At 70.4% G+C, this 13,339-nt stretch carries 13 protein-coding genes; all 13 read right to left on the bottom strand.

Going from position 1 to position 13,339, the window contains the following annotated elements; translation table 11 throughout:
- Positions 1-17: 17 nt before the first annotated feature.
- The 13 genes from AC1RQC_RS12740 to AC1RQC_RS12680 all read right to left on the bottom strand — a co-directional run bounded on the left by AC1RQC_RS12740 (position 18) and on the right by AC1RQC_RS12680 (position 13,337).
- The gene (locus tag AC1RQC_RS12740; RefSeq protein ID WP_492376434.1) at positions 18-998 is read right to left on the bottom strand and encodes a WD40/YVTN/BNR-like repeat-containing protein; all 981 of its coding nucleotides are present in this window, start codon (positions 996-998) and stop codon (positions 18-20) included.
- Between the two features lie 71 nt (positions 999-1,069).
- Entirely contained in the window at positions 1,070-2,272 is a 1,203-nt protein-coding gene (locus AC1RQC_RS12735) for an acetyl-CoA C-acyltransferase (RefSeq protein ID WP_492376433.1), read from the bottom strand.
- A 19-nt stretch (positions 2,273-2,291) separates the two neighbouring features.
- Positions 2,292-2,747: a MaoC family dehydratase gene (locus tag AC1RQC_RS12730; RefSeq protein WP_492883551.1), complete on the bottom strand. Its 456-nt coding sequence runs from the start codon at positions 2,745-2,747 to the stop codon at positions 2,292-2,294.
- Between the two features lie 34 nt (positions 2,748-2,781).
- Positions 2,782-3,600, bottom strand: a complete 819-nt coding sequence (locus AC1RQC_RS12725) for an SDR family oxidoreductase (protein ID WP_492376435.1) — start codon at positions 3,598-3,600, stop codon at positions 2,782-2,784.
- 5 nt (positions 3,601-3,605) lie between these two features.
- Positions 3,606-4,820, bottom strand: a complete 1,215-nt coding sequence (locus tag AC1RQC_RS12720) for an acyl-CoA dehydrogenase family protein (protein ID WP_492376431.1) — start codon at positions 4,818-4,820, stop codon at positions 3,606-3,608.
- Positions 4,821-4,855: 35 nt separating this feature from the next.
- Complete coding sequence (locus AC1RQC_RS12715) at positions 4,856-6,034, bottom strand: acyl-CoA dehydrogenase family protein (protein ID WP_492376430.1); 1,179 nt, start codon at positions 6,032-6,034, stop codon at positions 4,856-4,858.
- A gap of 44 nt (positions 6,035-6,078) precedes the next feature.
- A complete protein-coding gene (locus AC1RQC_RS12710) occupies positions 6,079-6,954 on the bottom strand; it encodes an SDR family oxidoreductase (protein ID WP_492831101.1) in 876 nt (291 codons plus the stop codon).
- Positions 6,955-7,004: 50 nt separating this feature from the next.
- Positions 7,005-8,156 carry an acetyl-CoA C-acetyltransferase gene (locus AC1RQC_RS12705; protein WP_492376428.1) on the bottom strand — a complete coding sequence of 384 codons (1,152 nt, stop codon included), beginning with the start codon at positions 8,154-8,156 and terminating at the stop codon, positions 7,005-7,007.
- Between the two features lie 14 nt (positions 8,157-8,170).
- Entirely contained in the window at positions 8,171-9,271 is a 1,101-nt protein-coding gene (locus AC1RQC_RS12700; protein WP_492883549.1) for an acyl-CoA dehydrogenase family protein, read from the bottom strand.
- A 52-nt stretch (positions 9,272-9,323) separates the two neighbouring features.
- Positions 9,324-10,493 (bottom strand): acyl-CoA dehydrogenase family protein, encoded by a 1,170-nt coding sequence (locus tag AC1RQC_RS12695; RefSeq protein WP_492831098.1) that lies wholly within the window; start codon positions 10,491-10,493, stop codon positions 9,324-9,326.
- A gap of 9 nt (positions 10,494-10,502) precedes the next feature.
- Positions 10,503-11,321: an enoyl-CoA hydratase family protein gene (locus AC1RQC_RS12690; RefSeq protein WP_492831097.1), complete on the bottom strand. Its 819-nt coding sequence runs from the start codon at positions 11,319-11,321 to the stop codon at positions 10,503-10,505.
- Between the two features lie 19 nt (positions 11,322-11,340).
- Positions 11,341-12,450: an NAD(P)H-dependent flavin oxidoreductase gene (locus tag AC1RQC_RS12685; RefSeq protein ID WP_492376424.1), complete on the bottom strand. Its 1,110-nt coding sequence runs from the start codon at positions 12,448-12,450 to the stop codon at positions 11,341-11,343.
- On the bottom strand, positions 12,447-13,337 hold the full coding sequence (locus AC1RQC_RS12680; RefSeq protein WP_492883547.1) for an enoyl-CoA hydratase: 891 nt from the start codon (positions 13,335-13,337) through the stop codon (positions 12,447-12,449). The genes AC1RQC_RS12685 and AC1RQC_RS12680 overlap by 4 nt, the downstream gene beginning before the upstream one ends.
- Between the last annotated feature and the right edge of the window lie 2 nt (positions 13,338-13,339).

The raw sequence follows: 13,339 nt of genomic DNA, 5'->3' as shown, positions 1-13,339 counted from the left end.
CTGTGGCGGGGAGAGGATCAGGGCGCGGCATCCGGGGCCAGGGTGAAGCGGGCAATCCCCGCGTTGCCGGCCAGCGTCAGGGCATTCCCCCTTGCGGCCGGAATGAGCGCAGCCAGCGTCTGCGCGCTGCCGCCCGCCACCGGCTTGAAATGGCGCCCGCCGTCCGCCGAGACGGCCAGCATGCCGCCCTGGCCGGCCACCGCGATGCGGCCGTCGGCCAGTTGCACGCCACCGAAGAACGAGGTCTTGAGCCCCACCTCGGCGGCCTCCCAGCTCGCGCCGAAGTCGGCGCTGCGCAGCACGTTGCCGCGCATGCCATAGACCAGCCAGGCGCCGTCGCGCAGCGGCAGCACGCCGTAGAGCGAGCCCGCGTAGGGCATCTTGACCGCTTCCCAGGTGCCGCCGCCATCGGCGGAGCGCAGCACCAGGCCGCTCTCGCCTACCAGCATCAGGCGGCCCTGATGATCCCCGGCAATGCCGTTCAGGTGCTTGTCCTGCATCAGCGGCGTGGCTGCGGACTGCCAGTGCCCGCCCTGGTCGTGCGACACCAGGAAGCGCCCGAAGCTGCCGATGGCGAACCACGGGCTAGTCGCCTGGCCCCAGACCCCCAACAGGGGGTCCGACTGTGCCGCATCGAAGGCCACCTGCTGCCAATGCTCGCCGCCGTCGGTGGTGCGCAGGATCCAGCCGCTGTGGCCGACCGCCACACCGACCTTATCGTCCTTGCCGCCGGCAAAGACAAGCTGCGTGAGCGCGGCGCCGTGCTCCGGCGTCACGCTGGCGAGCCGCCAGTGCGCGCCTTCGTCATCGCTGAGCAAGATCGTGCCGCGCTCGCCGACCGCCACCAGGCGGTCGCCGGACCGGCCGATGCCATTGAGCTGCAGCCGATCCGCCCGCAGCGCGGTGGCGGCGAAGGCAGGCAGGGGCCGCGGCGAGAAGGACCATGCCGCGGCAGCCAATACCGTCAGCGACATGGCGATGCCAATCACTTGTTTCATTGTCGTCTCCTCCGTGCCGGGGGCATGGCCGGCCTTGTGCTGGCCGCTCGCACTGCCACCGGCAATGGCCGCTACAGCACGTCGAACAGCGCGGCAGCGCCCATGCCGCCGCCGACGCACATTGTCACCACCGCGTGCGCAGCCCCGCGCCGGCGCGCTTCGAGCAAGGCGTGCGCGGTCATGCGCGCGCCCGACATGCCGAAGGGATGGCCGATCGCGATGGCGCCGCCATTGACGTTCAGCCGCGCGTCGGGAATGCCGAGCGTGTCCCGGCAGTACAGCACCTGGCACGCAAAGGCTTCATTCAGCTCCCAAAGCCCAACATCCTTGACCGTCAGGCCGTGGCGCGCCAGCAGCCTGGGCACGGCGAACACCGGGCCGATGCCCATCTCGTCCGCCGCGCAACCGGCCACGGCCATGCCGCGATAGCGGCCCAGCGGGCGCAAGCCGCGGCGCTCGGCCTGCTCGCGGCTCATCAGCAGCACAGCGGCGGCACCGTCCGACAGTTGCGAGGCATTGCCCGCGGTGATGTGGAGCCCTTGCGGCACCGCGCGCCCGCCACTCCATACCGGCTTGAGCGCGGCCAGGCTGTCGGCGCTGGTATCGGGCCGGTTGCATTCGTCCTGCGCGAGGCGCACGGTCTCATGTCCGGTAAGTGCGCCCGCCTTGTCGAACAGCGCGCGGCGCGTCTCCAGCGGCACGATCTCGTCGTCGAACAGGCCCTGGCGCTGCGCCTCGGCGGTGCGCTGCTGGCTGCGCAGCGCGTACTCGTCCTGCGCCTCCCGGGCTATGCCATAGCGTTGCGCCACCACTTCGGCGGTCTCGATCATTGCCATATAGGCGTCCGGTTGCCGGGCCAGCACCGCCTCGGATTGCGCGCGGTAGGCGTTCTTGTGCTTGTTCTGCGTCAGCGAGATCGACTCGGCGCCGCCGGCCACCACGATGTCGGCCTCGCCGCAGATGATGCTTTTCGCGGCCGTGGCGATGGTCATCAGCCCCGACGAACACATCCGGTCCATGGTCATGCCCGGCACGCTATCGGGCAGGCCCGCCGCCACCGCGCACAACCGGCCCAGGTTGTAGCCCTGCGTGCCCTGCTGCGCGGCGGCGCCGATCAGTACATCGTCGACCTCGGCCGGGTCGATCCCCGCCCGCTCGACCACGGCGCGCACCACGTGCCCGCCCAGCGCCGGCGCCTCGGTATCGTTGAAGGCGCCGCGGAATGCCTTGCCGATGGGCGTACGCGCCACGGCGACAATGACTGCTTCTCTCATGCTGCTTTCCTTGGAAGGATCAAAAGTAATAGCGGCTAATGGTGTCGGCCACGCAGGCCGGCTTATCCTCGCCCTCGATTTCCACGCTGACGCGCACCACCGACTGCACGCCGCCGGGCAGCGCCTCGGCGCGCACCAGTTCGCCCACGCCACGCAGGCGCTTCCCGACCCGCACCGGCGCCGGGAAGCGCACCTTGTCGCAGCCGTAGTTGACGCCCCAGCGCAGGTTTTCGACCGTCAGGATCTCCGGCAGGAACTGGTTGACCAGCGACAGGGTGAGATAGCCGTGCGCAATGCAGGCGCCAAAGGGGCCTTGCGCCGCGCGCTCGGGATCCACGTGCAGCCATTGGTGGTCGCCCGTGGCCTCGGCAAAGCCGTCGATACGCGCCTGCGTGATGACGGTCCAGGCGCTGTGGCCCAGTGGCTCGCCCACGGCGCTCATCAGCGCCTCGGCGGAATTGAATACTCGTGTCATGGCTCTCCTTCCTTCGCTTCTTGCCCTACAACCGCTAAGCCCGCTGACTGCTGACTGGCAACACTTCGCCCGTCATATACGACGCATAATCGCTAGCCAGAAACACCATCACATTCGCCACCTCCCACACCTCGGCCGCCCGCCCAAACGCCTCGCGCGAGGCCAGTTCCCGCAGCAGTTCCGCTGGCGCCGACTTCCGCAGGAAATCGTGCAAGGCGATACTCGGCGCCACCGCATTGATGCGCACGCCGAACTCCGCAGCCTCCACCGCGCTGCAGCGTGTCAGCGCCATCACGCCGGCCTTGGCGGCGGCGTAGTGGGCCTGCTCCTTCTGCGCCCGCCAGCCCAGCACCGAGGCGTTGTTGACGATGGCCCCGCGGCGGCGCGCCTGCATATGCGGCAGCATGGCCCGCGTCATCCGGAAGGTGCCGGTAAGCGTAATGTCGAGCACCCGCGACCATTCGGCATCGTCCATCTCGACTATGCGGCGCGAGCCGCCCAGCCCGGCGTTGTTGATCAGCACATCGGTGCCGCCCAGGGCCTCCTCGGCTGCCGCCACCAGGGACCGCACCTGGGCCTGGTCGGAGACGTCACAAAGCTGGCCATGGATCGCCTGCAGGCCGGTCTCGGCGCGCAGGGTCGCCACAGCCTCGTCGAGCCGCCTTTCGTGGATATCGGAGATCATCAGCGCGCGGCAGCCCTCCTCCGCGCAGCGGCGGGCGGCGGCAAAACCGATGCCCGCGCCGGCGGCGGCGGTGATCAGCACGCTCTTGCCGGCCAGCAACTGGTGGCCGGCCACATAGGCCGGCGGAGGGATCGGGGTGCCGGCCATGGCCGGTTGCTTGTCTGCCATTTCAGTCATGACTGTCCTCTGGCCTCGCGGGGCATGCCCAGCCCGCGCTCGGCGATGATGTTGAGCTGGATTTCGTTGGTACCGGCGTAAATGGTGTCGGCGCGCGAGAACAGCGCCATCTGCTGCAGGCGCGTGCGGCGCACGTCCGCTTCGTCGATCCGGTTGGCGTTGGGGCCAAGCACGTCGAGCGCGAGCTGGCCCAGGTCGCGGTGCCAGTTCGACCAGTAGTACTTGTAGATCAGGGTTTCGCGCTGCAGCGCCGCGCTGGCATCGCCGGCACTGCCCTCGGCGCCTTCCAGCATGCGCAGCGCGTTGTAGCGCATCACCCGCAAGCCGGCCCAGGCGCGCGCCATGCGCTGGCGCAGCGCAGCGTCCTGCCAGGCGCCGTTGGCGCGCGCGGCCTCGGCGATCCAGCCAAGCTCGTGGGTGAACTGCATCTGCTGGCCCAGGGTGGAGATGCCGCGCTCGAAGCCCAGCAGCGCCATGGCGATGCGCCAGCCGTCGCCCGGCGCGCCCAGCACATCGCCGGCGGCGGCGCGCGCGCCATCGAAGAACACCTCGTTGAACTCCACGCCGCCACCCATCTGGCGGATCGGGCGGATCTCCACGCCCGGCTGCGCCAGCGGCATCAGCAGGAAAACCAGGCCCTTGTTGCCGCGCGACGCCGCATCGCAGCGCGCCAGCACGAAGATCCAGTCCGACTCGTGGGCCAGCGAGGTCCACACCTTCTGCCCGCTCACGTGCCAGTCCCCGGTGACGGGATCGCGCTCGGCGCGGGTGCGCACATTGGCGAGATCCGAGCCGGCGCCCGGCTCCGAGTAGCCCTGGCACCAGAACTCCGTGCCGTTGCGGATGCCCGGCAGGAAGCGGGCCTGCTGCGCCTCGCTGCCAAAGGCGATCAGGGTCGGGCCGATCAGCCCTTCGCCGATATGGCCCATGCGGCCGGGGCCGCCGGCACGCGCGTACTCCTCCTGGAAGATCACCTGCGACATCACCGGCAGGCCGCGCCCGCCGTGCGCCTGCGGCCAGCCCACGCAGGTCCAGCCACCTTCGGCCAGGCGGCGCTCCCAGGCCTTGCGCAGCCCCGGATGCGCCTCTTCGTCGCCGGGGCCGCCGCGATGCTTCAGGCAGTCGAATTCGCCGCTCAGGTTGGCGGACATCCAGTCCGCCACCTCCGCGCGCAGTTGCGCTTGGCCAGCGGAGGCATTTTGGTTTTCCATCGAATCCATGCTTGTCCTTGCGCTGCTGATATGGCTCATGCGGCCAACAGGCCGTCGGCGATCCGGGCGAGCGCGGCGGCGGCACCTCCCAGCCAGCCGCCGGCGGCCTGCGCGCGCTTGAAATAGAGCTGCGGGTCGTACTCCCAGGTAAAGCCCACGCCGCCGTGCAACTGGATGGCTTCCTGGGCGCAGAAGCCGAAGGCGTCGCCGGCGGCAAGGCGCGCGGCGGCAACATCGAGCCTGGCTGCGTCGATCCTGTCACTTGCCGCGCCGCCTGCCGCGCCCGCCTGCCAGGCCCGCGCGGCGCCGTGCACCGCGGAGCGCGCGGCTTCCACCGCCACCATCATCTGCGCGCAGCGGTGCTTGACCGCCTGGAAGGCGGCGATCGGCCGGCCAAACTGGATGCGCTCGGCGGCATAAGCCACGGTGAGATCGAGGCATTGCTGGGCGCCGCCAAGCTGCTCGGCGGCGAGCATCAGGCTGCCGTGCCACACGGCGGCGCCTACGCCCGCCGCCACTCCGGCGCCTTGCGCCAGGCAAGCGTTAGCCTCCACGCGCAGCCCGTCGAAGACGAGGTCCGCCAGCGCTCGGGTACGGTCCAGCACCGCCAGCCGGCGCAGCCCGAAGCCTGGCTGGCCTGCCAGCGCCGCCGCTTGCAACAGGAACAGCGCCGGCTGCCCTGCCGCGTCGCCGGACAGGCGCGCGGGCACCAGCAGCCAGTCCGCGCCGGCGGCGTCGAACACCTGCGCCACCTGCCCGTCCAGCACGAAGCCATGCCCGGCCGCGGCGGCAGTGACGGTCAGCGCATCGGCATCGAGCGAGCCATCCGCGCCGGGCGCCATCCAGCCGGGCAAGACCAGCGCGGCACGCGCCTCGCCCTGCGCCAGCCGCGCCAGCCACGGCGCGGCGGCCTCGGGCGCGAGGCTGCCCGCCAGCGCCGGCGCCGCCAGGCAGATGGCCGACCAGTACGGCACGCAGGCCAGCCGCTGGCCCATCTGCTCCATTAGCAGCGCCAGCTCGACGGCGCCCAGCCCGGCGCCGCCGGCCGCCTCCGGCAAGGCAATGCCGCACCAGCCCAGCTCGCCGGCCATTTCCCGCCACAGGGCGGTGTCATGGCCGTCCTGCGCCGTGCCCGCAACCGCATCCACCACCCGCCGGACCGCCGCCGAATCGCTGCGCACGGCCAGGAAATCGCGCGCGGTGTCGCGGATCATTTGTTGTTCCAGGGAGAGCGTGAAGCGCATCGTCCGTCCCCGCCTCAGGTGCCGTAGACGCGTTGCGCCGGCTCGGCGCGGGCGAGCAGCGCGTCGATCGCGCCGCCCAGCTCGGCCGCTTGCCAGCGCGTGCCCTTGTCGGTGCTCGCGCCGGTGCGCCAGCCGTGCGCCACCGCCACCATGCCGCCCGCCGCCTCGAACACGCGGCCGGTGACATGGCGCGAAGCCGCGCTGCCAAGCCAGACCACCAGCGGCGCGATATTGGCCGGGTCGTAGTAGTCGAAGCCTTCGGCCGGCGCCTTCATCATCTCCGCAAACACGCCTTCGGTCATGCCGGTGCGGGCCGCCGGCGCGAGCGCATTGGCGGTGATGCCGTAGCGCGCCAGTTCCGCCGCCTGCACGAGCGTCAGCGCGGCAATACCGGCCTTGGCGGCGGCATAGTTGGACTGGCCCACCGAGCCTTGCAGCCCCGCGCCGGAGCTGGTGTTGACGATGCGCGCATCGACCGGCCGCCCGGCCTTGGCTGCGTCGCGCCAGCGCCGGGCCAGCAGGTTGGCCAGGCAGAAGTGGCCGCGCAGGTGCACGCGCATCACATCGTCCCAGTCGGCTTCGCTCAGGCTGACGAACATGCGGTCGCGGCAGATGCCGGCGTTGTTGACCAGCACGTGCACCTCGCCGAACGCCGCCAGCGCGGCATCGACGATGCGCTGGGCCGTGGCCAGTTGCGTGATGTCGTCATCGCTGGCGAGCGCCCGCCCGCCTTGCGCGCGGATCTGCGCGCATACCGCCTCGGCCGCCTCGCGGCGAATATCGTTGACCACCACGCTGGCGCCTTCCGCTGCGAAGGCCAGCGCATAGGCGCGCCCCAGGCCGCCGCCGGCGCCGGTGATGATGACGGTCCGTCCGTCGCAGATTCCCATGTCGCTACTCCCCTTGTCCGTTGCTTGCGCCAGTGCCCCGGGAACCCGGCTCACAGGCGCTCGATGATGGTGACGTTGGCCAGGCCGCCGCCCTCGCACATGGTCTGCAGGCCGTAGCGGCCGCCCGTGCGCTCCAGCTCGTGCAACAGCGTGGTCATCAGCCGCGCGCCGGTGGCGCCGAGCGGATGCCCCAGCGCGATGGCGCCGCCGTTCGGGTTGGTGCGCTCGGCCGGGTAGCCGGTCTCGGCCAGCCAGGCCATCGCCACCGAAGCGAACGCCTCGTTGATCTCCACCACGTCGATGTCCTCCCAGCGCAGGCCGCTGCGCACCAGCGCGCGTTTCGTGGCGGGAATGGGCGCGGTCAGCATCCACAGCGGGTCGTCACCCATCACGCTCATATGGGCGATACGCGCGCGCGGCGTCAGCCCGTAGCGCTTGAGCGCGTCTTCGGAGACCACCAGCAATGCCGCCGCCGCGTCCGCGGTCTGGCTGGAAACGGCGGCGGTCAGTGCACTGCCGGGCATCAGTGGTTCGAGCGATGCCATCTTGGCGAGCGTGGTATCGGGCCGCGGCGTTTCGTCATGGACTACGCCTGCGCAAGGCACGATCTCGCGCTGGAAGCGGCCGCCCTCGATGGCCATGGCCGCGCGCTGGTGGCTTTGCAGCGCGTAGGCTTCCATTGCCCCGCGCGACAGATTCCAGTGCCCGGCGATGCGCTGCGCGGCGTCGAACTGCGACACCGGCTGGTCACCGAAGCGCGCCTGCCAGCCCTTGCTGCCGGAGAACGGATCGGAGAAGCCAAGCGCCTGCCCGGCCAGCATGGCCGACGAGATCGGGATCTGCGTCATGGTCTGCACGCCGCCGGCGACGACCACGTCCTGGTTGCCGCTCATCACCGCCTGCGCGGCGAAGTGCACAGCCTGCTGCGACGAACCGCACTGGCGGTCCACTGTCACGCCGGGCACGGCAAGCGGCAGCCCGGCAGCCAGCCAGGCGCTGCGGGCGATATTGCCGGCCAGCGGCCCGATGGTGTCGACGCAGCCGAACACCACGTCGTCGTACTCCGCGGCCGGGATGGCGTTGCGGCCCACCAGCTCGGCCAGCACGAAGCCGCCCAGGTCGGCCCCGTGCATGTGTGCCAGGCCGCCCTTGCGGCGTCCGGTCGGGGTGCGCAGCGCGTCGACGATATATGCATCTCTCATGGTCATTCCGCCTGTCAAAGTGTTGATGCCGAGTTGGCTGTGGTGGCAAAGGTGGCGCCGGCGCCGATCGGCACGGCCGCCCCGAGGATGTGCGCGTCCACGCGCGCCTTGTGCAAGGCCCGGTCGCCCCAGCTGTCGGCCAGGGCCCACGCGCGCTTCATGAAGATCTGCAAGTCCAGCTCCCACGTGTAGCCCATGGCGCCGTGCACCTGCATGGTGTTGCGTGCCGCGAGCAGCGCGGCGCGCGTGGCGGCCAGCAGCGCGTGCGACACATGCAGCCCGGCGGTGCCATGGCCTTGCGCCAGCGTGCAGGCCGCGCGGTACACCACCGGCTTGGCGAATTCGTGCTGGATGGCGACATCCGCCAGCAGGTGCTTGAGCGCCTGGTTGGCGCCGATGGCCTTGCCGAACTGCTTGCGCTGGATGCTGTAGTCGATGGCGATATCCAGCATGCGTTGCGTCAGGCCGAGCATCTGCGCGGCGACGCCGAGCGCCCCGCGGTTGAGCGCGGCTTCCCACATGGGCTTCGCGGCCGTCGCGGGCAGCAGCAGGCTGCCGTCGTCCGGCGCCCAGCTAAGCGCGAAGAGCCGGCGTGATGGATCAAGGCTCGCGTGCGCGGCAAGCGTGGCCTGCGCCGACAGCACCAGGTGCAGCGCGCCGCCGTGCTCGCAGAGGATGGCGTCGGCGACATGGGCGTCGGCCACCATGGCTTGCCCCGGATGCGCCACCGCCAGGCGCGCGCTGCCGTCCGCGATGCGGCGCAGCCAGCTTTCGCAGCGTTCGCGGATGCCTGTGTCCCGCGTGGCGGCGTGGCAGTCCGACAGCATGCCGGCCGCCACCAGCGCGGTGTCCAACAGCGGCTCGGCCAGGGCGAAGTAGCCGCACTCCTGCGCCAGCGGCGCCCATTCTATTTCCGACAGGCCCAGGCCGCCGCAAGCCTCCGGCACCAGCACGGCCGTCAGGCCCTGCCCGGCCAGCCGCTGCCAAAGCGCGTCGGAGCGGCCGCTTGCGCTGCTCCATTGTTCCCGCGCCAGTTCCGGCGTCATTTCGATCATCAGGAAGCGCCTGATCGAATCGACGAACTGTTGCTGCTCTTCGTTAAATGCGAATTCCATGGTGGTTCACGGTTGAGTCGAGGACGAAGCCGGACTGTCTGCCGCCGCGCGCTCAGGCGCGCGGCATCCCCAGCATGCGTTCGGCGACGATGTTGCGCTGGATCTCATTGGTGCCTGCGTAGATCGGCCCGGCCTGCGCGAACAGGAAGCCGTCGAGCCAGGCACCGAGCGTGCCTTGCGTCGCGTCTTGCGCGGGCACCAGCTCGCCCCGCTGGCCAAGGATCGCCAGCGCGGTTTCGTGCATGCGGATATCCAGCTCGGACCAGAACACCTTGTTGGTGCTGGACTCCGCGCCGATCTGTCCGCCCTTGACCAGCCTGCTGGCGGTGGCGTAGGTGGACAGCGCATAGGCCTCGGCATCCATCCAGGCGCGCGTGACCGCTTCACGCAGCGAGGGATCGCGGTCGGCCTGCTCCCGATGCTCGAGATAGAGTTGCACCAGCGCCCGCGCGGTCTCCTGGAAGCGCGCCGGCGAGCGCAGCATCAGCCCGCGCTCGAAACCGGCGGTGGCCATCGCCACGTGCCAGCCCGCGCCCTCCGCCGCCAGGCGGTTCTCCGCCGGCACCCGCACATCGTCGAAAAAAATCTCGGCAAAGCCGGTCAGGCCGTTGAGCTGGCGGATGGGCCGCACCGTGATGCCCGGCGTATCCAGCGGCATCAGCAGGAAGGTCAGGCCGTGGTGGCGCGACGAGCCGGGATCGGTGCGGAACAGGCCGAACAGCCAGTCGGCCCAGACCGCGCGGGTCGACCAGATCTTCTGCCCGTTGAGCACGTACTCGTCGCCCTGCCGGATGGCGGTGCAGCGGATCGCGGCCATGTCGGAGCCCGCGTTCGGCTCCGACCAGCCCTGCGCCCATACGTGCTCGCCGGCGGCCATGCGCGGCAGGAAACGCGCCTTCTGCTCCGGCGTGCCGAACTCCATCAAGGTCGGCCCGAGCAGGAAGATGCCGTTCTGGTTGACGCGCATCGGCGCGCCGGCCCGCCAGTACTCTTCCTCGAAAATCAGCCATTCGATCAGGTCGCAGCCGCGTCCGCCCAGCTCTTTGGGCCAGGTGACCATGCTCCAGCGTCCCTCGTACAGGGTGCGCTCCCAGGCGCGATGCTGCGTGAAGCCTTCGGCGGTGTCGAAGCTGGCCAGCGGCGCGCGCGGCACGCGTTCGGCCAGCCAGGCGCGGATCTCGGCCCGGAAGGCCTGCTGGCGTTCGGTGTATTCAAGATGCATCTGGCCGCCTCACGCGTTGACGGTGGGAGCCTGCGCCGCGAAGCGCGCCTCGCGCCCTTCCACGAAGGCGGCGCGCGCCTCGTCGGAATCCGCGCTCATATAGGCTTGCAGCGTGAAGCCCTGCTCCCAGCGGTACTTGTCCTCGAGATTGCCGTCCTCCACGCCGTTGAGCGCCTCCTTGGCCAGGCGCACCATGGCCGGGCTCTTCCGCGCGATCCGCCGCGCCATCTCCAGCGCGGTATCGCGTAGTGCCGTGCGCGGCACCACCCGTTCCACCGCCCCCAGGCGGTAGGCCTCGGCGGCGTCGATCATGTCGCCGGTGAAATACATCGCCCGCACCTTCTGCACGCCAAACATGCGCTGCAGGTGGGCACCGCCGCCCATGGCGCCACGGTCGATCTCCGGCACGCCGAAGCGCGCGCACTCGGCGGCGATCAGGATGTCAGCCGCGCCGCAGATGCCGATCCCGCCGCCGAGCACGAAGCCGTGCACCGCCGCGATAACAGGCTTTGGATTGCGGTGGACCGCGCGGAAAGTGGCGTAGTTGCCGGCGTTGACCGCCACGATGCGCTGCGGGTGCGCCGCCAGCTCCTTGATGTCGACCCCGGCGCAGAAGCCGCGCCCCTCGCCGCGCAGCACGATCACGCGCACGGCGTCATCCCCGCCGAGCCGCTCGATGGCCGCCGCCAGCGCATGCCAGCCCGCGCTGTCCAGCGCGTTGACCGGGGGATGGGCGATCGCCAGTTCCGCCACGCCGTCCCGCACCTCGATGTGGAAGGGCTGGGTACCGTCCTGTGCTACAGGCTCGCTTGATCTCGTCGTCGTCATGAACGTCTGCCTTCAATATTCAATAGATGGCTTGGATGGGGTTGCTGCGTTCCGGCCTGGCGCTGGCTGGTCCCGCCAGGGCAGCCAGGCGTGCCTGGGCCTGCGCAGCGATGCGGGCAACGATCTGCTCGCAGGATTCAATGGCGCCGATGACCGCCGCGGCCTGTCCGCTTGGCAGCACGCCTTCGTCGGGATGGCCTTCGACCATGGCGCGCTGGATCAGCACAGGCGCGTTAGCCGCCATCAGCGTTTGCGCCGCGGTGTAGTCGTGCTGGCGCAGCGCGCGCCAGCCAACCGCCAGCATCTGCACAAGCCCCATGCCGCTGTGCCGGCGCCACTGGCGGGCGGTGGCCAGCGCCATCAGCGTGCGGCGCAGCGGTCCGGCCTGCTCCAGCGCCAGCAGCAGGCGGTTGTCGATCATCCGCTGCGGCAAGCCGTCGATGGCAAGCGAGACGCGGATCTGCGCCGCGTCCCGGACCGCCACGTAGCGCGCCAGGGTTTGCGCCGGCACCGGCGACTCACTCGACATCAGGAAGCGCGTGCCCATGGCGATCCCCGCCGCGCCGTAGGCCAGCGCCGCCGCCAGCCCGCGGCCGTCGAAGAAGCCGCCCGCGGCCACCACCGGCACCGCCACCTTGTCCAGCACTTGCGGCAGCAGCAGCGTGGTGGGCGTGCCACCCGTATGCCCGCCGCCCTCGCCGCCCTGCACGGTCACCACGTCAGCGCCCAGTTCCACGGCCTTGGCGGCGTGCTTGGCTGCGCCCACGGTGGGCATGCACACCACGCCCGCGGCCTTGAGCCGGCCGATCATGGCGGCGTCCGGCCCGCGCCCGTAGCTGACCGCGCGCAGCCGGTGGCGGATGGCCATCTCGACTACCTCATCCGCGTTGGGCTGGAACATATGGAAGTTGATGCCGAAGGGCTGGCCCGTGAGCGCCTTCACCCGCAGGATCTCTTGCTCGACTTCGCCCGGCTCGATGGTGGCGCCGGCCAGGAAGCCGAAGGCCCCGGCATTGCTGGTGGCGGCCACCAGGCGGGCATCGGCCACCCAGCCCATCGCGGTCTGCACGATCGGGTAGCGGCAACCCAGCAAGTCGCACAGCACGGTATGCAGGGGCGCGCCGCTCATGCCGCCTTCTCCTCGCCGGTGCGTTGCGATGCCGCCATGGCGCGTGCATCAAAGCCGCCCAGCTTGTCGCCGCTGACCAGCTCGTTGTGGGCGTGGGCGAAGTGGTGCCAGGCAAAGGCGGCATCCATGGCGGCGCGCTTGCCCTGCAGTTCTTCCACGTGATTGATGGCCTGCTTGGTGAGGCTCAAGCCCAGCCGTGGCATCTGCGCGATCTTGGCCGCCATGCCCTGCGCAGCGGCATCCAGCGCCTCGCGCGGCACCACGCGGTTGACCATGCCCATCTGGTAGGCGCGCTGGGCATCCATGCGCTCGCCCATGAAGAGGAATTCCTTGGCGATGCGCGGGTTGAGCTCGTAGGCGTGCGCGAAATACTCGACGCCCGGAATGCCCATGCGCACCACCGGATCGGCGAAGAAGGCATCGTCCGACGCGACGATCAGGTCGCACACCCAGGCCAGCATCAGGCCCCCGGCAATGCAGGCACCGTGCACCATCGCGATGGTCGGCTTGGGCAGGTCGCGCCAGCGCCGGCACATGCCGAGGTAGACCTCCTGCTCGCGGGTGTAAAGCGTCTCGCCGCCGGGCTTGCCAACATGGTCGGGCCAGAGCGAGACGCGCTCGAACGACTCGCCAATGTCGCGCCCCGGCGTGCCGATATCGTGACCGGCCGAGAAGTGCTTGCCGGCGCCGCGCAGGATCACGACCTTGACCGCGTCGTCCGCAGCCGCGCGCCGGAAGGCCTCGTCCAGCGCGTAGGTCATCTTGGAGTTCTGCGCGTTGTGGTACTGCGGCCGGTTCATGGTGACGGTGGCCACGCCGTCGGCCGCTGCATAGAGCACCTCGGCGTTGAGGCCCAGCCCGAGGGATTCGGTGGCTTGCGATGACATGG

The sequence above is a fragment of the Cupriavidus sp. GW822-FHT03E04 genome, assembly GCF_058801495.1.
Note: the sequence above shows the minus strand (reverse complement) of the source record. Positions and strands in the feature narration are given on the sequence as shown.

Bases quoted from the DNA above. Each gene is read 5' to 3' on its own strand.
- AC1RQC_RS12740 (WP_492376434.1), bottom strand. From the start codon at position 998: ATGAAACAAGTGATTGGCATCGCCATGTCGCTGACGGTATTGGCTGCC.
- AC1RQC_RS12735 (WP_492376433.1), bottom strand. From the start codon at position 2,272: ATGAGAGAAGCAGTCATTGTCGCCGTGGCGCGTACGCCCATCGGCAAG.
- AC1RQC_RS12730 (WP_492883551.1), bottom strand. From the start codon at position 2,747: ATGACACGAGTATTCAATTCCGCCGAGGCGCTGATGAGCGCCGTGGGC.
- AC1RQC_RS12725 (WP_492376435.1), bottom strand. From the start codon at position 3,600: ATGGCAGACAAGCAACCGGCCATGGCCGGCACCCCGATCCCTCCGCCG.
- AC1RQC_RS12720 (WP_492376431.1), bottom strand. From the start codon at position 4,820: ATGGAAAACCAAAATGCCTCCGCTGGCCAAGCGCAACTGCGCGCGGAG.
- AC1RQC_RS12715 (WP_492376430.1), bottom strand. From the start codon at position 6,034: ATGATCCGCGACACCGCGCGCGATTTCCTGGCCGTGCGCAGCGATTCG.
- AC1RQC_RS12710 (WP_492831101.1), bottom strand. From the start codon at position 6,954: ATGGGAATCTGCGACGGACGGACCGTCATCATCACCGGCGCCGGCGGC.
- AC1RQC_RS12705 (WP_492376428.1), bottom strand. From the start codon at position 8,156: ATGAGAGATGCATATATCGTCGACGCGCTGCGCACCCCGACCGGACGC.
- AC1RQC_RS12700 (WP_492883549.1), bottom strand. From the start codon at position 9,271: ATGGAATTCGCATTTAACGAAGAGCAGCAACAGTTCGTCGATTCGATC.
- AC1RQC_RS12695 (WP_492831098.1), bottom strand. From the start codon at position 10,493: ATGCATCTTGAATACACCGAACGCCAGCAGGCCTTCCGGGCCGAGATC.
- AC1RQC_RS12690 (WP_492831097.1), bottom strand. From the start codon at position 11,321: ATGACGACGACGAGATCAAGCGAGCCTGTAGCACAGGACGGTACCCAG.
- AC1RQC_RS12685 (WP_492376424.1), bottom strand. From the start codon at position 12,450: ATGAGCGGCGCGCCCCTGCATACCGTGCTGTGCGACTTGCTGGGTTGC.
- AC1RQC_RS12680 (WP_492883547.1), bottom strand. From the start codon at position 13,337: ATGTCATCGCAAGCCACCGAATCCCTCGGGCTGGGCCTCAACGCCGAG.